This window comes from Nitrospirillum amazonense (genome assembly GCF_007828035.1).
Taxonomy (GTDB): Bacteria; Pseudomonadota; Alphaproteobacteria; order Azospirillales; family Azospirillaceae; genus Nitrospirillum; species Nitrospirillum amazonense.
In genome coordinates this window covers 72,341-97,221 of record NZ_VITV01000009.1, presented here as the reverse complement: position 1 = coordinate 97,221, position 24,881 = coordinate 72,341, and the positions used below count along the sequence as shown (strand labels likewise).

Genomic DNA, 24,881 nt, shown 5'->3' with positions numbered 1-24,881 from the left:
CCGTCACCTTCCCGAGCGCCCGCGCGCCCATCTTTCCGCCAACCAGCGGGAGGAAGCGCCGCCGCGTCATCGTGATCGGTTGGGGCCGTATGTTGCCACACCCGCACTATACTTAAGGATATAATGCCTTTCTCGGCGCGCCAGCGAACATATCCCTCATAAGTTGCAGTTACGCCAGTGTTCAGGCTGGTTTTTGAAAACGCCGGGTTCCCTGTCCGCCGAAAAGCATAAATGCAAATAATTCAACATTTGGCGGGCTTGATTGCCAGTGTCCTGGTGATATTTTTGCTGAAACAGTCAATTTTGCGCAATTTAAAAAGGCGCCGACATAATTTTTCTTCTCTTCTCAGAGTGGCTTTGACGCCTCGTATCGTTTGATTGACAGCGGGGGCTATCTCCCGCAAAACGGGTGTAGGCTACTCCCTTTCGGGTAGGTGGCCGCCGTGGTTTGGCATTGGTACCGGCGTGTGGGGCAAGGTCTAAGGTTTGGGGTGGGACGGCAATTCAGGCAATTGGGGGCCGAATTGCACCGCACCGTCACCGCTCCCTTACCCGCCAACGCACCGGGGGTGGGGACGATGATGAAGCGTGTGACTTCCGCCAAGGCTCTGCTGGCCGGCTCTTCCCTGCTGGCGATGGGCGTCGCCCTGTCCATGCCCCGGCCCTCCCAGGCGCAAACCACCATTTCCAGCGACACCGTCATCTCCGGCCCGACCTCCACCAGTTTCGTGGTGACAGGTGGTGCGAACATCACCGTCACCAATACCGGCACGGTGCACACCGCGACCACCAGCGTCGTGGCACTCTCCGTGTCGAGCGCGGGCAGTGTCGGCACCCTTTCCAACAGCGGCACCCTGTGGGCCCAAAGCACGGCCTACGCCATCCAGAACCTCGGCACCATAGGCACGCTGAGCAACAACGGCCTGATCCAGGGCGGCGGCAGTCCCGCGCTTCAGAATGAGAACACCATCGGCCTGGTGATGATCACCAGCATCGGCACGTTCACCGGCCACAGCGGCATCCATAACATCGGCGGCGCCAGCATCGGCACCATTCTAAACAGCGGCACCATCGCCACCGATGGCAGCGGCATTGCCCTTGCCAACGACGGCGTCATCGGTTCGCTGGTCAATGCCACCGGCGGGCGGATCTTCGGCGCCAACACCGCCCACGCCATCAACAACACCGGCGTCATCGGTTATCTCAGCAACGCCGGCACCATCGGCAGCGCCGGTTACACCGCCATCCGCAACGTCGGCGGTGTCATCAACACGCTGGTCAACAGCGGCTCCATCGTCGCCACCTCTCTGGCCATTTCCAGCGGCAGCATCGGCACCCTGATCAACACTGGCCTGATCAGCGCCCCTGTCGCGTTCGGCGGCGGCACCGTCGACACCCTGAGCAACAGCGGCACCATCGCCGGCAATATCGGGCAGACCATCGGCACCCTCATTGGCGGTAGCGGCACCACCGTCGGCACCTTCACCGGGTATGCCGGCACCCAGGGGGTGCTGAACGTCAGCAACAACCTGGTGCTCGCGTCCGGCAACATCCTGCTGAACGACACCATCAACGCCAGCAATGGCACGGGCAACAACAGCGGCAGCGATTGGTCCATCGTCAACGCCGGCGCCATGCTGACGGTGAACAGCATCGTCACTGTCATCGGCACCTACGTTCAATCGAGCGGCGCCACCCTTAGCCTGGCAACGGGCGGTCAACTGGTGGTGACCGACGGCGCCACCGTCGCCGGCACGGTGGCGGCCACCCTGTCCGCCACCGGCAACTACCTGGCGGACAGCGGCGTTACCCTAGTGTCCTCCCCCAGTGCGTCCGACTATAGCGCCGTCATCGCCCGTATCACCACCGTCAGCAGTGTTGCCGGCGCCGGCTTCAGCGTCGATGGCAATAGCCTGCTGCTGACGGTGACCAACGACTACGTCGGCGGAACACTGGGTAGCCTCAGCAACGGCGGCACCATCAGCGGTGTCGCGAGCGGCGTATACATCGCCCCAACCGGTACGGTCAGCACCCTGACCAACAGTGGGACGATCAGCGGCAGCGTCCGCGGTTTCGCCATAGACAGCACCCTCGTCGGATCCCAGGTCGGCGGATCCGTGGGCACGCTCAGCAACGCCGGTACGCTTTCTGGCGGCTCCATGGGCGTTTATATGGCGGACGGCAGCCACATTGACCGCATTGTCAACAGTGGCGTGATCCGTGGCACGACGTCGGCCGGCATGGGCCTCTTCGGTTCCGTCGGCACCCTTATCAACAGCGTCACCGGCACCATCCTCAGCACCAACAGCACCGCAGTGGGCGTCGGTGGCCAGGGGCTTGGCCAACTGACCAACAACGGGCTGATCAGCGGGGCTGTTGGCGGCATCATCGTGCTGACTTCTTTGGATCAGCTCAGCAACGCCGGCACCATCAACGCCGTCACGGCGGTTAATAGCAGCGGCACGATCGGAACCATCACCAACAGCGGTCAGATCATCGGCACGCATCTGGGCATTTCCGTCAATGGCGGGACTGTCGGCACCATCAACAACAGCGGCACCATCGCCGGCGCCACCGCCCTGTTCATCGCGTCCGGCGCCACGCTGGGCCCCGTCGCCAACAGCGGCCTGATCGCCGGCAAGATCCTGAACGCGTCGGCCAACGCCCTGACGATCAGCGGCGGCACCGGCGCCACCATCGGCACGCTGACGGGCCAGACCGTCACCAATATGGGCAGCATCGTCAACACGCTGTCCAACCTGGTTTTCGCCAGCGGCAACCTGCTGCTGAACGACACCATCAACGTCACCGGCCACACGGTGGTGAACAGCGGCGCGTCGCTGACGTTGACCAGCATTGTCAGCATCGCCGGGGGCTACACCCAAGGCGCCTCCGGCATGCTGAACCTGGCGGGTGGTGAACTGGTGGTCAGCGGGGCCGCCAGCATCACCGGCACGGTGCTCGCCGCGTCGGCCGCCGGCAACTACACCGTCGGCAGCCGCACGCTGGTGGCCGCCGGTGGCGGCGGTGACTACAGCGGCGTCGTGGCTGGGGCCAGCATCACCGGCTTGGCCGCCACCTTGGGCGGCGACGGCGCCAACAACCTGCTGCTGACCGTCACCAACGACTATATCGGCGGTACCCTGACCAGCCTGGGCAACGCCGGCACCATCAGCGGCGCCAAGTACGCGGCCTATGTCGGCGGCACGCTGGGCTCGTTGAACAACAGCGGCGTCCTGTTCGGTGGCGTCCTGGGCGGGGGTGTCTATGTCACCGGCACGCTGGGTACGCTGGTCAACGGCAGCGTCGGCACCATCAGCGGCTCCTCCAACGGCGTCCACATCGAGGCCACGGGCACCGTCGGCACGCTCAGCAACAGCGGCAGCGTGTCGGCCGGTTTCGGCGGCGGCGTGGCCAATCTGGGCACCATTGGTCTGCTGAACAACACCGGCACGGGAACGATCACCGGCGGCAGCGCCGTGCAGAACAACGCCGGTGGTACCATAGGCACGTTGATCAACAGCGGCGTCATCGGCAGCACCTTCTTCGCCGTGCGCAACAGCGGCAGCATGGGGCGGCTGGACAACAGCGGCACCATCGTGGGCCGGAACGTTGCCTTCCTCAACGATCCGGGCGCCGTCATCGACACGCTGGTCAACAGCGGCGTCATGCGCGGCACATCGGGCAGCGGCAGCTCGGCCCTGTACAGTGCCGGCACGGTCGGCACGCTGATCAACAGCGGCCTGATCCAGGCGTCCAAGGCGGTGGCGCTCTATGGCCCGCTAGGGGGCTTGCGCAACAGCGGCACCATCGCCGGCGCCATCATCAACAGCGGCGGCGGCGCCCTGACCATCAGCGGCGGGACCGGGGGCACCGTCGGCACGCTGACGGGCGCCACGCTGACCAACCAGGGCACCCTCACCAGCACGTCCGACGTGGTGTTCGCCGGCGGCGCCCTGGTGCTGAACGACAGCATCAGCGCCGGCGGCTTCACCGTCACCAACAGCGGCGCCTCCCTGACGCTGACCACCATCGTCAGCATCACCGGCGCCTATACCCAGGGTGCGGCGGGTACCCTGTCGCTGACCCCCGGCACCAGCGGGCTGGTGGTCAGCGGGGCCGCCAGCATCGCCGGCACCATCGCGGCCGGCCTGTCGTCCACCGGCAACTACACCGTGGGGGCCAGCACCTTGGTCGCCGGTGGCACGGGCTCCGATTACACCGCCGCCGCCCTGGCCGGTTCGGTCACCGGCCTGTCGATTGGCCTGTCCGCCGATGGCGCCAACCACCTGCTGCTGACCATCGCCAACGACTATATCGGCGGCACGCTGGCCAGCCTGGGCAACAGCGGCACGATCATTGGTTCTCATGCCTTGTTTGTTGCGGCCAGCGGATCGCTGGGCACCTTCACCAACAGCGGCACCCTCGCCGGCGACCATGGCTCTGACGAGGCGGTTTTCGTCGCCGGCACCATAGGCCAGCTGACCAACACCAGCGGGGCTACGCTGGTGAGCCCTGGCTATCGCAGCGTCGACATCGCGTCCACCGGTCGCATCGGCACATTGTCCAACGATGGTTATCTCAACGGCAGCCAAGGCATACACAACGCGGGTTCCATTGGAACGCTGACCAATTCCTCAAGCGGTCTGATCCAGGGGATCACGGCCATCAGCAACGCGGCCGGCGCCAGCATCGGCGTCCTGAACAATCGCGGGACCATCCAGGCCGATGCGACCGCCGTCACCATAGGCGGCACCATCGGCGTGCTGAATAACAGCGGCACCCTCAAGGGCTACACGGCCCTCGTGATCGGCGGCGCCCTGGGCACCCTGGTCAACAGCGGCGTGATCCAGGGCGGCATCATCAATAACGGTGCGGGCGACCTGACGGTCATGGGCGGCACGGCCGGCACCGTCGGCACGCTGGCGGGCAACATCACCAACACCAACGGCACGCTGCTATTCGCCGGCGGCAGCCTACGGCTGAACGGTGGCATCGATGCCGATGGCCAGACGGTGGTGAACACCGGCGCCTCGCTGACGCTGTCCACCATCGTCAACGTCACCGGCGATTACAGCCAGGGGGCGTCCGGCACCTTGAGCGTGGGCACGGGCACCGAATTGGTGGTCAGCGGGGCCGCCAGCATCGCCGGCACGGTCCTGGCCGGGCTGTCGTCGACCGGCAACTACATCGTCGGTTCCAGCACCCTGGTGGCCGGCGGTGCCGGGTCCGACTACGCGTCCGCCACCCTGGGCGGCACGGTTACCGGCCTGGCCGCGGCCGTGGCGGACGACGGCGCCAACAACCTGCTGCTGACCATCACCAACGACTATGTCGGCGGCACCCTGGCCAGCCTGGCCAACACCGGCAGCGTTGGCGCCGACAAGGCGGCCGTCTATGTCGGCCATTCCGGCAGTGTCGGCACCATCACCAACGCCGGCACCTTCAGCGCCACCACCATCGCCGTCAGCATCGCCAGCGGCGGCCATGTCGGCACGTTCATCAACAGCGTCGGCGCCACGCTGCTCGGCCAAGGTGCCGCCTATTCGGCTGCCGGCTTCGAAAACTACGGGACGGTCGGTACGCTGATCAATGCCGGCTATATCATGGGCGGCAGCGTCGGTGTCTCCAACCTGGGCGTCATGGGCCTGCTGAACAACAGCGGCACCATCGTCGGCCAAAGCTGGGGCGTCTACGGCGACTATTACGGCACCATCGTCAACAGCGGCACCATCATCGCGCACAGCGGCCCGGCGCTGAAGAACACCAATACCCTGGGCACCATCATCAACCAGGGCACTATCACCGGCCCCACGGCCCTGAAGCTCGACGGCCGTGTCGACGCCTTGCTGAACAGCGGCACCATCGCGGGCACCGCCGCCCTGCGGATCGCCTCCAGCATCGGAACCTTCGTCAACAGTGGCGTGATCGCGGGCCGCATCTCGAATTCCGCCGACGATTTGACCATCGTCGGCGGCAGCAACGGCACGGTCGGCACCCTGACGGGCTACGCCGCATCCAGCCAGGGCACGCTGATCAGCGCCGCGGACGTCGTGTTCGCCGGGGGCGCCTTGATGCTGAACGACAGCATCGTGGCCAGCGGCCAGACCGTCCTCAACACCGGCGCCACGCTGGGTATCGGCAGCGTGGTCAGCATCACCGGCGCCTATCAGCAAGGGGCATCCGGGGCCCTGGATCTGTCCGCGGGCGGGGAACTGGTCGTTTCGGATGTGGCCGTCATCTCGGGCACGGTGCTCGCCGCGTCGGCCGCCGGCAACTACACCGTCGGCAGCCGCACGCTGGTGGCCGCCGGTGGCGGCGGTGACTACAGCGGCGTCGTGGCCGGGGCCAGCATCACCGGCCTGGCCGCCACCTTGGGCGGCGACGGCGCCAACAACCTGCTGCTGACCGTCACCAACGATTACATCGGCGGTACCCTGACCAGCCTGGGCAACGCCGGCACCATCAGCGGCGCCAAGTACGCGGCCTATGTCGGCGGTACGCTGGGTTCGCTGAACAACAGCGGGGTCCTGTTCGGTGGCGTCCTGGGCGGGGGTGTCTATGTCACCGGCACGCTGGGTACGCTGGTCAACGGCAGCGTCGGCACCATCAGCGGCTCCTCCAACGGCGTCCACATCGAGGCCACGGGCACCGTCGGCACGCTCAGCAACAGCGGCAGCGTGTCGGCCGGCTTCGGCGGCGGCGTGGCCAATCTGGGCACCATTGGTCTGCTGAACAACACCGGCACGGGAACGATCACCGGCGGCAGCGCCGTGCAGAACAACGCCGGTGGCACCATAGGCACGTTGATCAACAGCGGCGTCATCGGCAGCACCTTCTTCGCCGTGCGCAACAGCGGCAGCATGGGGCGGCTGGACAACAGCGGCACCATCGTGGGCCGGAACGTTGCCTTCCTCAACGATCCGGGCGCCGTTATCGACACGCTGGTCAACAGCGGCGTCATGCGCGGCACATCGGGCAGCGGCAGCTCGGCCCTGTACAGTGCCGGCACGGTCGGCACGCTGATCAACAGCGGCCTGATCCAGGCGTCCAAGGCGGTGGCGCTCTATGGCCCGCTAGGGGGCTTGCGCAACAGCGGCACCATCGCCGGCGCCATCATCAACAGCGGCGGCGGCGCCCTGACCATCAGCGGCGGGACCGGGGGCACCGTCGGCACGCTGACGGGCGCCACGCTGACCAACCAGGGCACCCTCACCAGCACGTCCGACGTGGTGTTCGCCGGCGGTGCCCTGGTGCTGAACGACAGCATCAGCGCCGGCGGCTTCACCGTCACCAACAGCGGTGCCAGCCTGACGCTGACCACCATCGTCAGCATCACCGGCGCCTATACCCAGGGTGCGGCGGGTACCCTGTCGCTGACCCCCGGCACCAGCGGGCTGGTGGTCAGCGGGGCCGCCAGCATCGCCGGCACCATCGCGGCCGGCCTGTCGTCCACCGGCAACTACACCGTGGGGGCCAGCACCTTGGTCGCCGGTGGCACGGGCTCCGATTACACCGCCGCCGCCCTGGTCGGTTCGGTCACCGGCGTGGCGGCGGGCCTGTCCGCCGATGGCGCCAACAACCTGCTGCTGACCATCGCCAACGACTATATCGGCGGCACCCTGGGCAGCCTGGTCAACAGCGCCACCATCACCGGCGTCGGCAACGCCCTGCACGTGGCGGGCACGGGCACGGTCGGCACGCTGACCAACAGCGGTACGTTGACGGGATCTGACACGGGGTTGAGCAACAACGGCAGCGTCGGCACTTTGATCAACAGCGGGCTGATATCCAGTGCGGTCAAGGCGCTGGGCAACCAGTCCACCATCGGGCTGCTGATCAACAGCGCTGGCGGCACCATCCTGGGCGGCACGGCCGCCGGGGCGCAGAACGACAGCTCCCTGGGCACCCTGTCCAACGCCGGCCTGATCAGCTCCGGCTCCGCCGGCGTCGTTGACTTCGGCACCCTGGGTCTGCTGACGAACAGCGGCAGCATCAATGGTGGCCCGCAAGGCATCTACATCGACGGCAACGCCACGATGGGCACGCTGATGAACAGCGGCACCATCACCGCCGCGCAGAGCGCCGTCCAGGTGTCCGGCACCTTGGATACGCTGGTGAACAGCGGCGTCATCGCCAACGCCACCAGCGCCGTGAACGTCGCGGGTACGTTGGGCACGCTGGTCAACTTGGCGGGCGGCACCATCAGCGGCGGCAACGCGCTGTACCTGACCGGGACGCTGGTCAACGGCTTCAGCAACAGCGGCGTGGTCCGGGGCATCATTGACAATGAGACCGCCGTCACCCTGACCATCACCGGCGGTGCCGCCGGCACCATCGGCACGCTGACCGGCCAGTCGGGTCAGGGCACCATCGTCAGCACGCTGGGCAATGTGGTCTTCACCGCCGGCAATATGCTGCTGAACGACCGCATCCTGGCCACGGGCCATACCGTCATCAACAGCGGCGCCAGCCTGACGCTGGCCAGCATCGTCAGCATCACCGGCGCCTACACCCAGACGGCCGGCACGCTGGCGGTGACACCGGGCACCAGCGGCCTGGTCGCCAGCGACGTCGTGACCCTCAGCGGCGGCACCGTCCTGACCAGCCTGTCGAGTACCGGCAACCACCTGTCCGGCACCTACACGCTGGTTGCCGGGGCCGCCGGTTCATCCTTCGCCGGCGTCACGCTGGTTGGCGGCACCATCACCGGGCTCAGCACCGCCGGCGGCACGGTTGGCGGCACCATCCTGACGTTGGGCGTCCAGAACGACTATGTCGGTACGGTGCTGGCCAGCATCGTCAACACCGGCACCATCACCCAGGGGGCGGGCGCGGTCTATGTCGCCGCCACGGGCAGCCTGGGCTCGCTCAGCAACAGCGGTACACTGTTCAGCGCCATCGGCGTCGATGTCCTGGGCACCATCGGCACGCTGGTGAACAGCGGCACCGGCACGGTGAAGGGCACCAGCGCCAGCGGCGGCGGCCTGTTTGTGGCGGCGGGTGGCTCCATCGGCACGCTGGTGAACAGCGGCCTGGTGGTGGGGACCATCGCCGCCGCCGGCCTGCTGGCCACCCTGGGCGCCCATATCGGGGAAGTGGATAACAGTCTGACGGGCACCATCGGCGCGCTAAGCGGCAACGTGGTGGGCATGAAGCTGCTGGGCGCCACCATCGGCACCGTCAACAACGCCGGTCTGATCAGCGGCATCGGCAACGCGGCGGGCGTGTACAATGCCGGTGTCATCACCGGCTTCACCAACAGCGGCACCATCGCCGACAGCGCCACCAACACCGGCGCCGTCAACGTCGCCGTGACCGGGTCGCTCATCGGCACCATCGGGACGCTGACCAACAGCGGCCTGATCGCCAACAGCAGCGCCGGCGTCTCCTCCTCCATCGTCGCGCTGAACATCCTGGGCGGCACCATCGGCACGGTGGTCAACAGCGGCACCATCAGCGGCAAGACGGCGGTGCGCCTGGGCGGTGTTTCCAACGGCACGGTCAGCAGCAACGGCTACCTGGGCACCCTGGTCAACAGCGGCGTCATCGCCGGCACCATCAACGGCCGGGGCCTGAACCTGGCCGGCGGCAACGGCACCGTCGGCACCTACACCGGCACCGCCGGCAGCATCGGATATCTGACCAGCGCCTTCGCCGACGTGACCCTGTCCGCTGGCGACATGCTGTGGAACGACAACGTCTCCGTTGCCAGCCACACGCTGCTGAACACCGGCGCGGACGTCCTGCTGAACACGGTGATCAGCGTCACCGGCAACTACCGCCAGTCCGCCGGTACCCTGCGGCTGGCCAGCGGGGCGCAACTGTCGGTCAGCGGGGTGGCGCTGCTGTCCGGCGGCTCGTTGGTCGCCACCCTGTCGGGGCTGACCAACTATATCGCGGGGCAGGCGGGCGCCACCCTGGTGGCGGGCGGTGCCGGGTCCAGCTACACCGGCGTCTCGGTTTCCAGCGGCGGGGTCTTCGGGTTGGCGGTGTCCGGCACCACCAGCGGCACCAACCTGGTGGTGGTCGGCGCCAACGACTATGTCGGGACCCTGCTGCCCACGCTGAACAACAGCGGCAGCATCGGCGGCATGCAGACGGCCCTGTTCGTGCGCAGCACGGGCAGCATCGGCACGGTCAGCAACAGCGGCACGCTGGCGGGTGTGGGCGCCGTCACGGGCTATGGCGCCTCCATCGCCGGCACCATCGGGACCCTGACCAACAGCGGCCTGATCAGCGGCGATGGCGCCAACGGCGGCTATGGCCTGCTGAACCGCGGCACCATAGCCACGCTGGTCAACACGGTGGGCGGCACCTTCGCCGCGCTGGCGGGCACGGTGGGCTACGGCCTGCTCAATCAAAGCATCCTGAACACCGTCATCAACTACGGCCTCATGACTGGCCACGATGGCGGCCTGCAGAACGCGGGCACCATCCAGCTGCTGGACAACGCGGCCGGCGGCACCATCCGGTCCAACAGCGCCAGCGCGCAGCAGGGACTGCGCAACGACGGTACCATCGTCACGCTGCTGAACGACGGCCTGATCGGCAACAACTACGGCCTGTTCCAGGCGGCCGGCACGATCCAGACGCTGCTGAACAATGGCACCATCGCGGCCAACGCCAGCGGCGTGTACATGAGCGCCGCCATCGGAACCATCAGCAACAGCGGCACGATCACCGCCACGCACAAGGCTATCGTGGCCAACGCCGCCCTGACGGCGCTGCTGAACAGCGGCACCCTGATGGGCACGCAGGCCCTGGCCATCGGCGCCGGCGCCCGGGTGGGCACGATCAGCAACAGCGGTGTGATCCAGGGCAACATCGTCAACAGCGGCACCGTCGGCCTGACCATCGGCGGCGGCAGCGGCGGCACGGTCGGCACCCTGACGGGCGCGTCCGGCCAGGGCTCCATCCTCAACACCGGCGCGGACCTTCTGTTCAGCGGTGGCGCCCTGTCGTTGAACGACAACATCAATGTCGGCACCCACACCGTCATCAACAGCGCCAGCCTGACGCTGGACAGCGTCATCAGCATTGCCGGCCACAACAGCCTGGTCGGGTCGATGGTGACGCTGTTCGGCGGCAGCTTCGTCCAGAACGGCGGGACGCTGAACATCAGGGCGGGCGCGGGCCAGCTGTTCGCCCCCGGCTCGGTCAGCATCACCAGCGGCCGGGTCAACGTCATCCTGAACGACCAGGCCAACTACCTGGCCGGGGACAAGTTCACCCTGGTGCAGAGCGAAAGCTCCAGCGTCAGCTTCACCGCCCCGGTCAACTGGGTGGGCGCCCACGACACCATGGCCCAGGGGGCGGCCTTCGCCACCACCCTGCTGGGTTGGGCCAGCACGCTGTCCGGTTCCGGCGAGTATTTCGCCTACGTGGCATACAATGCCAACGACTACATCGGCGGGTCGATCGCCAGCGTTTCCAACACGGGCAGCATCGGCTTCAACACTGCCGTCTATGTCGCCTCAACCGGCACGCTGGGCACGCTGACCAACAGCGGCACGCTGGGGGCCACCGTCGGCATCCTGAACCACGGTACCATCGGGTCCATCCAGAACGATGGCCTCATCCACAGCGCCACCACCGCCATCCAGGGCGACGGCAGCTACGGGACCCTGTCCAACAGCGGCACCATCTTCAGCAGCGTCATCGGCCTGTCGCTGGCCGGGCATATGGACGTGCTGGCCAACAGCGGGCTGTTCACCATCGGTCCGGACGGCTTCCAGGCGGTCTACGTCGGCGGCACGCTGGGGACCCTGGCCAATAGCGGCCGGCTGGGGGGCGGCACGGCCAGCCAGCAGGCGGTGTACATCGGCGCCACGGGCAGCCTGGGGACGCTGGTCAACAGCGGCACCATCGCTGGCGACATCACCAACGACAGCGCCCATGCCCTCATCCTCCAGGGCGGCAGCGGCACCACCGTCGGCACCCTGACCGGCGCGACCGGCATGGGCACCCTCACCAGCACCCTGGCCAACGTGACCCTGGCTTCGGGCAATTTGGCGCTGAACGACGCCGTCACCGTCACCGGCCACACCCTGGTGAACAGCGGCGCGTCGGTGCGCCTGGACAGCATCGTCACCGTCACCGGCGATTACAATCAGTCGGCCGGTGGGCTGACCGTGGCGGCGGGCACCAGCCGCCTGGTGGTGACCGGCGCGGCCAGCCTCTCCGGCGGCTCCGTCGTCGCCAGCCTGTCCAGCATCGCCAACTATCTGGTGGGCACCTTGGTCGGCACCCTGGTGACGGGCAACGCCAGTTCCGACTACGCCGGCGTTCAGGCGGATGGCGGCTTCGTCGCCCTGCGGACCAGCACGGTCAGCGGCGGCGGCGCCATCAGCCTGTTGGCCACGGCGATCAGCGACTATATCGGCGGCACGCTGGCCACGCTGACCAACTCCGGCAGCATCGGCGCGGGCGTTCCGCTCTACGTGGCGGCTACCGGCAGCGTCGGCACCGTTCTCAACAACGGCACGCTGACCGGCGCCACGCCGCTGCAGAACGACGGCGTCATCGCCACCCTGACCAACACCACCCTGGGCACCATCGCGGGCAACTTCCTGGGCCTGGTCAACAACGGCACCATCGGCATCTTCAACAATGCCGGCCTCATCAGCTCCACCAGCCTGCCCGCCGTGAGCAATGCGGGCGGCATTGCGACGCTGAACAACAGCGGCCTGATCCAGGGCCTGAGCGGCGGGATCAGTGACAGCGGCAGCATCGGGACCCTGGACAACAGCGGCAGCATCGCCGGGGGCAGGGCGGTCGCCGTCAACGGCACCCTGGGCCTGCTGAACAACAGTGGCCACCTGGTCGCCGGCGGCTCCACCGCCCTTTACATCGCCAGCGGCGGCACGCTGGCCAGCCTGGTCAACAGCGGCACGGTGCAGGGCAACATCGTCAACGCCGGCACCCGGCCGCTGACCATCAGCGGCGGCACCAATACCGGCCAGGCGGGCCTGCTGACGGGCGCGACCCTGACCAACGTCGGCACCATCACCAGCACCGGGGCCAACCTGGTGTTCGCCGGCGGCTACCTGTCGCTGAACGACCAGATCGACGTCGGCGGCCAGACAGTGGTCAACAGCGGCGCCGGGCTGACCCTGGGGACGCATATCGCCATCACCGGCAATTATACCCAGACAGGGGGCGGCTTGGTCCTGACGCCGGGTACAGGCCTCTTGTCCGTCAGCGGGGTCGCCAGCATCAGCGGCGGCAATGTGGTCGCCCTGCTGGACGCGGGCGGCAATTACCTGGTCGGCACCGTCGCTGGTACCGTGGTGCAGGGCGGGGCGGGGTCCGACTACACCGGTGTCACCGTTGCTTCCACCATCGGCAACCTGGTCCTGGCCGGCACCACGGCGACCATCGGCGGCGCTGTCGACCTGCTGCTGAACCCGCGCAGCGACTATGTCGGTGGCACCCTGGCCACGCTGACCAACACCAGCACCATCAGCGGCGTCACCATCCCCGTCAATGTCGCCAGCAGCGGCCAGGTCGGTACGCTGACCAACAGCGCCCTGCTGTCGGGGCGGCTCTACGGCATCCTGAACCAGGGCACCATCGGCCAGTTGGACAACAGCGGCACGGCCACCGGCAGCATCGGCCTTTACAATTTGGGCAGCATCGGCACGGTGCTGAACGCTGGCGCCTTGCTCGATGCTCCGGGACCGCTGGCGGGCGGGGTGAACAATGGCGGCACCATCGACGCGCTGATCAACCAGGGCGCCATCAGCGGCGCCCCGTATGGCGTCTACAACTCCCGTACCATCGGGACCCTGGCCAACAGCGGCACGATCAGCGGCCGCACCGCCCTGTTCAATCGCAGCGGCGCCACCCTGGGGACCATCACCAATAGCGGGCTGATCGCGGGCAACATCGTCAATCTGGCGACCCAGGATCTGGTCTTCGCCGGTGGGACCGGCGGCACGGTCGGCACATTAGCCGGTACCACCCAGGGCACTCTTGGAACCCTCAGCAATACGCTGGGCAACGTGGTGTTCGCCTCCGGCGCCGTGGCCATGAACGACGTCGTCACCGTCACCGGCCACACCCTGGTGAACAGCGGTGCTGCGTTGACGCTGGGCACGGTCATCGGCGTCACCGGCGCCTTCAGCCAGAGCGCCGGCACCCTGGTGCTGGGCGCCGGCGCGCAATTGGCGGTGAGTGGGGCCGCCAGCATCACCGGCGGCACCGTCCTGGCCGGCCTGTCCGGTACCGGCATCTACTTGGCCGGCGGCGGCACCACCCTGGTGACCGGCACCACCGGGTCCAGCTACCTCGGCGCCAGCGTCCAGGCCACCGGCGCCAGCGGCCTTACCAGCGCCGGCACTATCAGCGGCACCAGCCTGCTGCTGGCCTTCGACAGCGATTATGTCGGCGTCGGCCTGACCACCCTGGTCAACACCATCAGCGTCAGCGGCGTCACCCAGGCCCTGCACGTGGCGGCGGGCGGCAGCATCGGCACCCTGCTCAACAGCGGCACGCTCGGCGGCACTAATGCCGCGCTCTACATCGCCGGCACCGTGGGCCTGGTGGCCAACACCGGCCTGATCCAGGGCGATATCGTCAACGGCGGCGGCACCCTTACCGTCACCGGCGGTGGCTTCGGCACCCTTGGCACCCTGACCGGCCAGTTTGGGCTGGGCAGCATCACCAACACCGGCGGCGACCTGGTCTTCGCCGGCGGCAACCTGGTGCTGAACGATGCCATCAACGCCAGCGGCCATACGGTGGTGAACAGCGGCGCCTCCCTGACACTGCCCGGCAGCGTCAGCATCACCGGCGCCTATCGCCAGACGGGCGGTACCCTGGCGCTGAACGCCGGCATCAGCCCGCTGACGGTCAACGGTGCGGCCAGCATCGGCGGTGGCACGGTCCTGGGCCTTGTGGACGCCGGCGGCAACTACCTGGTGGGGGCGTCCTACACCCTGGTGCGGGGCGGGGCGGGCTCCAGCTACGTCGGGGCCACGGTCACCGATACCGTGGCCGGCCTGGCCACCGGCGGCCTCACCGCCGGCCAGACCCTGCTGATGACCATCGCCAACGACTATGTCGGCGGCACCCTGGCCACGCTCAGCAATACCGGCACCCTCAGCGTCGGGACTGGCATGGTCGTGGCAGCCACGGGCAGCGTCGGCACCCTGGCCAACGCCGGCACGATCAACGGCACCTGGGGCATCCACAACATGGGCAGCGTGGGCACGCTGCTGAACAGCGCGCTGATCAGCGTGGCCGGTACCGGCATCCTCAACAATGGCGGCGTCGGCCTGCTGGTTAACAGCGGCACGCTGCTGGCCGACGGCACCAACGGCCTTTACAACGGCGGCAGCATCGGCACGCTGGTCAACAGCGGCCGCCTTGTCAGTTCCCAGGTCTCCGCAGGCTCGGGCACGCCCGCCGCGGTGGGTAACCAGGGCACCATCGGCGTCCTGTCCAACAGCGGCGTGATCAGCGGCCCCGTCGCCCTGGTCAACGCCGGCACCATCGGCCTGCTGTCCAACAGCGGCACCATCGCCGGCGACATCCAGAACAGCGGCGGCATCGACCTCACCATCGCCGGCGGCAGCGCCGGGACGGTGGGCACGCTCACCGGTTACACCGGCGTCGGCACCCTGACTGGCGGTGGCGCCAACGTGGTGCTGGCGTCGGGCAGCCTGTTGCTGAACGACCTGGTGGACGTGGGCGGCGGCACGCTGGTCAACAGCGGCGCCTCAGTCCGGCTCGACTCCCTGATCAGCGTCACCGGCGCCTACAGCCAGAGCGCCGGCACCCTGGCGCTGTCCTCCGGCGCCGGCCAGCTGTCGGTCAGCGGGGCCGCCCTGATGACCGGCGGCACGGTGGCACTGGCCGGTATCGTCAGCACCGACAACGTGCTGGCGGGCAGTGGCGGCGGCTTGGTCGTCGCGGGTGGCGCGGGGTCGACCTTCACCGGCCTGACCTATGCCTCGCCCGTCAGCGGCTTGGAACTGACGGGCAGCGTGGGCGGCAACAGCCTGTACCTGCTGACCCTCAACGATTACCTGGGCGGTGTCCAGGGCAGCCTGCTCAGCACCGGGACCCTCAGCGCCAACAACGCCGTCTATGTCGCGGCCAGTGGCAGCGTGGGAACCCTGACCAACGCCGGCGCCCTGCTGGGCACCATCGCGGCGGTGAACAACCTTGGCAGCATCGGCACCCTGGTGAACCAGGGGATGCTGTCGGGCGTCACCGCGTTCAGCAACGCTGCCACGGCCACGCTGGGCACCCTGGTCAACAGCGGCACCATTAGCGGCAACATCGTCAACCTCTCGGCCCGCGACCTGGTGCTGATGGGGGGCGACACCGTCACCGGCACCCTGACGGGTGGCAGCATCGGCAATACGGCGTCCAACCTGGTGGTCGCCGGCGGCCAGCTGGCGCTGGGCGATGCCATCGACGTCGGCGGCCACACGGTGGTCAACAGCGGCGCCACCCTGCGCCTAGATACGGCGGTCAGCATCACCGGCGCCTATAGCCAGACGGGCGGCATGCTGGCCCTGGGCACGCTGGGTGAACTGGTGGCCACCGGGGCCGCCAGCATCAGCGGCGGCCTGGTGCAGGTCAGCCTGTCCAGCGCCGCCAACTACCTGGCCAGCAGCCTGACCACAGTGGTGGCCGGCGGTGTGGGCTCCAGCTACGCCGGTGCCACCGTCACGGCGGCCGGCACCATCGCCGGCCTGGGCCTGGCCACCAGCATCATGGGCGACAACCTGGTGCTGGCCATCGCCAACGACTACATCGGCGGCACCCTGGCCACCCTGACCAACAGTGGCCTGCTGGCGGCCAGCACGGCGGTCTATATCGCCACCGGCGGTTCCCTGGGCACCCTGGTCAACAGCGGCGTCATCCAGGGCAATATCGTCAACGCCTCGGCCAACGCCCTCACCATCGCCGGCGGAATTGGCACCCTGGCCGGAACGCTGGCAGGCGCCGGTGGCGGTATCGGCACCCTCACCAGCACGCTCGCCAACGTGGTCTTCGCCAGCGGCACAACCCGCCTGGACGATCAGGTCAACGTCGGCGGCGGTACCGTGCTGAACGGCAGCGGCGCCACCCTGTGGGTGGGCGCCCCCATCACCATCACCGGCAACTACAGCCAGGCGGCATCCGCCAACAGCGCCCTCAGCATCAGCGCCGGCGGCGGTCTGGTGGTCACGGGGGCGGCCACCATCACCGCCGGCAGCGTCCAGGCCGGCGGCTACAGTGTCACCGGCAACTATCTGGCCGGCGGCAGCATCACCACGCTGGTCAGTGGCGGGGCGGGCTCCCGCTACGTCACCACCCTGGTGGGCGCCGGCGTCAGCGGGCTGGAGGTCGGCGGCAGCGTGGTGGGCAACGCCCTGCTGGCCACCATCGGCAACGACTATGTCGGCGGCACCCTCGCCACCCTGGTCAACAGCGGCAGCATCAGCGGTGGCATCACGGCGGTGTACGTGGCCGCCACGGGCAGCATCGCCACCCTGGCCAATAGCGGCCTGCTGGCCGGCAGCGCCCACGGCATCCGCAACCTGGGCATCATCGGGACGCTGGCCAACAGCGGCACGATCGGCGGCCTGCTGGACAGCGGCACCATCGGCCTGCTCAGCAACACAGGCACGCTGTCGGGCGCCACCGCCCTGTCCATCACCGGCGGCGGCACGCTGGGCACGATCGCCAACAGCGGCCTGATCAGCGGCAACATCGTCAACGCCAGTGCCAACGCCCTGACCATCACCGGCGGCAGCGGCACCCTGGTGGGCACGCTGACCGGTGGCAGCATCGCCAGCGCCCTGGCCAACGTGGTTCTCGCTTCCGGCAACCTGGCGCTGAACGACCAGGTCACGGCAACGCTGGTCAACAGCGGCGCCTCGGTGCAGCTGACCAGCATCATCGGTGTCAGCGGCGGCTACAGTCAGTCGGCCGGCACACTGGGCTTGGCCAGCGGTGCGCAGCTGGTGGCCAGCGGTACGGCAAGCCTGACGGGCGGCACCGTGATCGCCACCCTGTCGTCCACGGCCAACCATCTGCTGGGCCAGATCGGCCCGACCCTGGTAGCGGGTGGCGCGGGGTCCAGCTACACTGGTGTCAGCGTCACCACCAGCGGCGTCACGGGCCTCAGCATGGCCGGCACCGCCAGCGGTACCAACCTGGTGCTGGTGGGCCTGAACGATTACATCGGCGGTACCCTCGCCAGCATCGCCAACACGGGCACGCTCAGTGCCGCCACCGCCGTTTACATCGCCGGCACCGGCAGCCTGGGGATCCTGGCCAACAGCGGCGTCATCGCCGGCAGCATCACCAACCTGGGTGCCGCCGACCTGACTATCACCGGCGGCGGCAACGGTACGGTGGGCACACTGACAGGCCTGTCGGGCATGGGCGTCATCAGCAGCGGCACCGCCAACGTGGTGTTCGCCTCCGGCGCCCTGGTGCTGAACGACAGCGTGAATGCCGGCGGCCACGCGCTGGTGAACAGCGGTGCCTCCCTGACCCTGGCCGGCACCATCGGCGTCACCGGCAATTACAGCCAGACGGGCGGCAGCCTGCTGGTCGATCCGGCCACGGCGCAACTGGTGGTCAGCGGGGTCGCCAGCATCACGGGCGGCACGGTTCGGGCCAGCCTGTCGGGCACCGGCAACTACCTGTCGGGCAGCGCCTACACCCTGGTGCAGGGCGGGGCCGGGTCCAACTACACCGGGGCCGCCATCACGGTGACGGGCTTGCCGGGCCTGGGCGGCACCGCCTCCATCGCCACCGTGGGCGGCGCCCTGGACCTGTTGCTGGCGGTCACCACCGACTATGTCGGCGGCACTCTGGGAACGCTCAGCAACAGCGGCACCTTGAGTGGCGTCACCCCGGTCTACATCGCGAGCACGGGCACGCTCGGCACCCTGGTCAACAGCGGCCTCATCCAGGGCGGCATCGTCAACGCCAGCACCAACGACCTGACCATCCAGGGCGGCGCCGGTACGGTGGTGGGCACCCTGACCGGCCAGTCGGGTCAGGGCACCATCACCAGCACCCAGGCCAACGTGGTGCTGGCCTCCGGCAACCTGACGCTGAACGACGCCGTCAACGTCACCGGCCATACCCTGGTCAACAGCGGCGCCAGCGTGCGGCTGACCAGCATCGTCAGCGTGACGGGGGCTTACAGCCAGTCCGCCGGCACCCTGGTGGCGGCCTACGGCGGCGGCCAGCTGTCGGTGACGGGGGCCGCCCTGCTGACGGGTGGCACCATCGCCCTCAGCGGCGCGCCCGGCGCCCTCAACCTTCTGGCGGGTCAGGGCGGCGGCACCGCCGTCGTGGCCGGTGGCGCGGGCTCCGGCTACAGCGGGCTCAGCTACGTCTCCGGCGTCACCGGGCTGGAGCTGACGGGCAGTGTCGGCGGCACCAGCCTCACCCTAGTGGGCCTGAACGACTATGTCGGCGGCACGCTGGGCACCCTGGCCAACGGCGGCACGATCGATGCCGGTAACGCCGTCTATGTGGTGGGCACCGGCGGTATCGGCACGCTTTCCAACAGCGGCACGCTGGCGGGCACCGCCAACGGCGTGCGCAACAGCGGCTCCATCGGCGCCCTGCTGAACCAGGGCCTGATCACCGGCGCCACCGCCCTGTACAACGCGGCCGGCGCCACCCTGGGCACGGTGACCAACAGCGGCACCTTCCGGGGCGACATCGTCAACCTGTCCACCGGCGACCTGGTCATCGCGGGCAATGGCACGCTGGTGGGCGGGACCATCAGCAACACGGCCAGCAACCTCGTGTTCGCGGGCGGCAGCCAGGTGGTGGGCGACGCCATCAATGTCGGTGGCCACACCGTGATCAACAGCGGCGCCACCCTGGCCTTGGCCAGCACGCTCAGCATCACCGGCAACTACAGCCAGGCGAACGGCACGCTGGCCCTGGGCACCCTGTCGGTGGTGGTCAGCGGCGTGGCCGACATCACGGGCGGCATGATCACCACCGCCCAGTTGGACACCACCGGCAACTATGTGGCCGGCATCGCCGCCGGGACGCTGGTGCAGGGCGGGGCGGGCTCCCGCTACAGCGGCGTCAGCGTCACCTCGGCGATCACCGGCCTCAACGCCGCCACCAGCGTGGTCACCATCGGGGCCAACGTCGACCTGCTGCTGAACATCGGCAACGACTATGTCGGCGGCACGCTCACCACCCTGAACAATACCGGCACCATCACCGGCGTCACCACGGCGGCCTATATCGGCACCCTGGGCAGCGTGGGCAGCTTGTCCAACAACGGCGTGCTGCAGGGCGCGGAGTATGGCGTGCACAACCTGGGCCGCGTGGCCCTGGTGGCCAACAGCGGCACGATCGACGGCCGGGTGGGCCTATATAACCAGGGCAGCATCGGCACGGTGGTCAACACCGGCGCCCTGATCGACACGCCATCGGTGGCGGCGGCCGGCCTGAACAACGCCGGGACCATCGGCAGCTTGCTGAACCAGGGGCTGATCAGCGGCACGGCCTATGGCCTGTTCAACAGCGCCACCCTGGGCGCGGTCAGCAACAGCGGCACCATCGCTGGCCAGGTGGCGGTGCAGAACAGCGGGACCATCGGGGGGCTCAGCAACAGCGGCACCCTCAGCGGTGTCAGCCGTGGCCTGTCCAACAGCGGGACCCTGGGCGCGGTGGCCAACAGCGGCCTGATCACGGCGGTGACGGCGGTTTACACCAGCGGCACGCTGGGCACGATCGTCAACAGCGGCACCATCGCGGGCAACATCGTCAACATCAGCGCCAACGCCCTGGTGTTCACCGGCGGCAGTGGTTCCACCGTGGGCACCCTGACGGGCGGCACGATCACCAGCACGCTGGCGAATGTGGAACTGGCCAGCGGCAACCTGGTGCTGAACGACCAGGTGGCCGTGGGCAGTGGCACGCTGGTGAACAGCGGCGCCAACGTGCTGCTGACCAACGCCATCAGCGTGACGGGCAACTACGCCCAGAGCGCCGGCACCCTGGCCATGGGCATCGGCAGCGGGACGGCGGGTGAGCTGCTGGTCAGCGGCAACGCCGCCTTCAGCGGCGGCACCGTGGCGGTGACGGCGCTCTCGGGCAGCAACCTGATCGCGGGCCAGAGCTACACCATCGCCGAGGTGGGCGGGTCCTTGACCACCAGCGGGCTCAGCGCCGCGGCCACGGGCTTCAGCGCCACGCTGGGCACGGGCGCCAACGGGGCCGCCACCGACCTGCTGCTGACCCTGCTCAGCGACTATGTCAGTGGCACGCTGGGGACGTTGACCAACACCGGGACGATCAACGCCGCCACGGCGGTGCTGATCACCAGTGCCGGCAGCCTGGGCACCCTGGCCAACAGCGGGGCCATCATCGGCAACGTGGTCAACGCCAGCGCCAATGACCTGGTCATCGTCGGTGGCAGCCCAAATGGCGTTAATGGCGGCACGGTGGGCGGCTTCTCGGGCGGCACCATTCGCAACAGCCTGAGCAACCTGGCCTTCGCCAGCGGTGCCGTCAGCCTGGCCGATGCCATCGACGTGACGGGCCACACGGTGGCCAACACGGGCGCCAGCCTGACCCTGGCCAGCGATGTGGCGGTGACGGGCGCCTACAGCCAGACGGCGGGCACGCTGGCGGTGTCTGGCCATGTCCTGTCGGTCAGCGGGGCGGCGCAGGTGACGGGCGGGGTGGTCGATGCCGGGATGAGCGGCACGGCCAACTACCTGGTGGGCGACAGCGTCACCCTGATCCGGGGCGGCGACGGTTCCACCTACACCGGGGCCACGGTGGTCAGCGGCCTGACGGGCCTGGACGCGCTGGGGTCCACCAGCGGCAGCAACCTGGCAGCCGTGGCGGGCAACGACTACATCGGCGCCGGCCTGGCCACGCTCAGTGTCACAGGGACCCTGGCCAACACGGCGGGCGGGGCCACGGCGCTGTACATTGCCGGCACGGGCACCCTGGGCAGCCTGGCCAACAGCGGCACCATCAGCGGCAACGTCACCAACGTCTCGGCGCGGGATCTGACCATTACCGGCGGTGGCAACGGCACGGTGGGCGTGTTCACCGGCGGGACCATCCGCAACACGGGCGCCAATGTGGTCTTCGCCTCGGGTAACGTCAGCCTGGGCGACGCGATCGACGTGGGCGGCACGCACACGGTCAGCAACATCGGGGCGGCCATCGGCCTCGCCGGCGACGTGGCGGTCACCGGCACCTATGCCCAGAGCGCGGGCAGCCTGACCGTGGCCGGCCATGTGCTGACGGTCAGCGGCCCGGCGCTGGTCTCGGGCGGCACGGTCAGCGCCGGCGTCTCCGGCGTGGGCAACTACGTCGTTGGCGACAGCGTGACGATGATCCAGGGTGGGGCGGGCTCGTCCTACACCGGGGCCGTGGTCACCAGCGGCCTGACGGGCCTGGACGCCAAGGGCTCGGTCAGCGGCGGCACTCTGCTGGCCGTGGCGGGCAACGACTACATCGGCGCCAGCCTGGCCACCCTGAACGTCACGGGCACGCTGGCCAACACAGCCGGCGGGGCCACGGCGCTGTACATCGCCAGCACGGGCACCCTGGGCAGCCTGGCCAACAGCGGGGCCATCAGCGGCAACGTGGTGAACCAGTCCGCGCGTGATCTAACCATCAACGGTGGGGGTAACGGCGCGGTGGGCCGCTTCACCGGTGGCACCATCACCAACACGGGCGCCAACGTGGTGTTCGCGTCCGGTGCGGTCAGCCTGGGCGATGCCATCACCGTGGCGACGCACACGGTCAGCAACGCCGGCGCCAGCCTCACGCTGGCATCCGACGTGGCCGTCACGGGCAACTTCAGCCAGAGCAGCGGCACGCTGGCCACGGGCGGCCATGTGCTGAGCGTCAGCGGGGCGGCCAGCGTGACGGGCGGCGTGGTCAACGCCGGCGTCAGTGCGGTGGGCAACTACATCGCCGGCGACCGGGTCACCCTGATCCAGGGCGGCACCGGGTCCAACTACGCCGGTGCCACGGTCACCAGCGGCATCACCGGCCTCAGTGCCAATGCCGTGACCAGCGGCAGCACCCTGTTGGCGGCGGCGGGCAACGACTACATCGGCGCCAGCCTGGATACGCTCAGTGTCACGGGCACCCTGGCCAACACGGCCGGCGGGGCCACGGCGCTGTACGTTGCGGCCACGGGCACCTTGGGCAGCCTGTCCAACAGCGGCACCATCAGCGGCAACGTGGTCAACCTCGGCGCTAACGACTTGGTGGTGACGGGGGCCGCTACAACCACGGCACCGGGCGTGTTCACCGGTGGCACCATCGACAACCGCCTGTCCAACCTGCGCTTCACCAGCGGTGTGGTGCGGCTGGCCGACGCGGTGAACGTTACCGGGCACAGCGTGGTCAACAGCGGGGCCACCCTGCTGGTGAACAGCGCGGTGAACATCACCGGCGGCTATAGCCAGACCGCCGGCGCCCTGGTGATCGGCGCCACGTCGCAGACCAGCTACGGCACCCTGGTGATCAGTGGCGGCGCCAGCCTGACGGGCGGGTCGGTGACGCTGCAGGGGGCCGGCGGCAACGCCCTGCAGGCCGGCACCTACACCATCGCGGCGGCGGGCGGCGGCCTCAGCCTCAGCGGTGTCAGCTTCAACGCCACCGGCTATACCGTCAGTTCCGCCACCGTCACGGTGGGCGGCACCACCGACCTGGTGGTGACGGTGGCGGGTACCGCTACCAACTATACCGCCGTGGGCGTGGCCCAGGGCGGTGCGGCGGTGGGCTCCGGCGCCGCGCTGGACCAGATCGCGGCCCTGGCGTCCTCGTCCATCACCAGCACCGCGCAGGTGGCGGCGTTCACGCAGCAGGTGCTGGCGCCCTTGGCCAAACTGTCGGTGGAGGCCAAGCAGGTGGCCGTGGCCCAGCTGGCCCCCAGCCAGCTGACGCCGCAGCTGACGGCCACGGCCGTCACCCCCACCACCACGGCCATCAGCCAGCACCAGGAAACGGTGGCGGGGCTGATGGATGGCAGCGGCAAGGGGGCCGCCGCCGGTTCGGAAGGCCGTGAGGGGGTGATCTGGGGTGAAATCCTGGGCGGCGGCGTGCTGCGCGGCACGACGACTGAAGCGGCGGGGTATCGGGCCAGCAGCTCCGGCGTGGTGCTGGGCGCCGACTGGTTCGCCAGTGACGAGGTCATGGCCGGCCTGGCCTTCAGCTGGATCAACAGCGCGTCGGTGGGCCAGGGCGTCATGGCCGGCAGCACCACCCGGGTGGGCAGCTACCAGCTGACGGCCTACAGCGTCTGGCGGCCGGACTTCGCCGACCAGAAGCTGTCGGTCGAGGGCCAGGTGGGCTGGGGCTACAACCACTTCGACCAGCGTCGTGTCATCCAGTTCCTGGGGGCCCGGGCCAACGCCAATTATGGCGGGGAGCAGTACCTGGGCAAGGTGACGGTGGGCTACGACCTGCCGCTGGCGGCCGACTTCACCCTGACGCCGCAGGTCAGCGTGCGGGCGGTGCGCCTGACCAACCACGCCTATGACGAGCGGGACGCGGGTGTCGCCAACATGGCCATCGACGCGCTGGTGACCAACGCCATCACCCATGAGGTGGGTGTGAAGCTGGACACCCGTATCGACACCGGCATCGGCCGCCTGTTCCCTGACCTGCGGGTGTTCTGGGTGCACGACTACCTGAACGGTCCCATTGCCACCACGGGTGCGTTGGCCGGCGTGACCTTCGCCAGCACCACCGGCCGGCCGCAGGCCGATGGCCTGGGTGTCGCCTTGGGCGCCACCGTGGAGCAGTCGGACGGGTTCAAGCTGCGGCTGGAATACAACGGCGAATACCGCCACGACTACCAGGGCCACTCCGGCGTGCTGCGGGCCAGCTGGGACTTCTGAGTAAGGGCGCCG

Annotated in this window: 1 protein-coding gene; it reads left to right on the top strand. The window is 68.7% G+C overall.

What is annotated here, in order from left to right; genetic code table 11:
• Nucleotides 1–578: 578 nt before the first annotated feature.
• Complete coding sequence (locus tag FBZ87_RS22270; RefSeq protein ID WP_145612796.1) at nucleotides 579–24,869, top strand: hypothetical protein; 24,291 nt, start codon at nucleotides 579–581, stop codon at nucleotides 24,867–24,869.
• Nucleotides 24,870–24,881 lie beyond the last annotated feature (12 nt).